General features: G+C 67.8%; 1 pseudogene. It reads left to right on the top strand.

What is annotated here, in order from left to right:
- Positions 1-78: 78 nt before the first annotated feature.
- Positions 79-597: pseudogene (locus QWZ14_RS28965) on the top strand (IS5 family transposase); the annotation flags it as partial.

Below are 597 nucleotides of genomic sequence, written 5' to 3'. Positions count from 1 at the left end.
GCCGCCTCAGCCCAAGGAAATGGCCAAAGTCCAGCTTAGAGCATCTAACAAAACGGGGTCTGACGCGTTCTGGGTAGCATGAGCAGACCTCTTGTCCCTGATGCGCTCTGGGCTGTGGTAGAGCCGCTGCTGCCGCCTGAGCCGCCGAAGCCGAAGGGCGGTAGGCCCCGCCTGTCCGACCGTGCTGCCCTGACCGGCATCCTCTTCGTTCTGCAGTCGGGCATCCCGTGGGAGATGCTGCCCCAGGAGATGGGCTGCGGCTGCGGCATGACGTGCTGGCGCCGGCTGCGCGATTGGCAGGAGGCTGGCGTGTGGGACCGCCTCCAGCATGCGCTCCTCGACCGCCTGGGACGACGCAACGCCATCGACTTCCGGCGGGCTGCGCTCGACAGCGCGTCGGTCGCGGCAAAAAGGGGGGTGCGCAGACCGGGCCGAACCCAACGGACCGGGGCAAGCCGGGCTCGAAGCGCCACATCCTCACCGATGCCAACGGCATCCCGCTCGCGGTTCGCCTGACGGCCGCCAACGTGCACGACAGCATGATGCTGGAGGAAGTGATCGATGCCGTACCGCCGATCCGGCAGTCCTGGGGCAGGC

The sequence above is a fragment of the Paeniroseomonas aquatica genome (genome assembly GCF_030409335.1).
GTDB classification, from domain to species: Bacteria; Pseudomonadota; Alphaproteobacteria; order Acetobacterales; family Acetobacteraceae; genus Belnapia; species Belnapia aquatica.
This window is presented reverse-complemented; position numbering and strand designations above follow the sequence as displayed.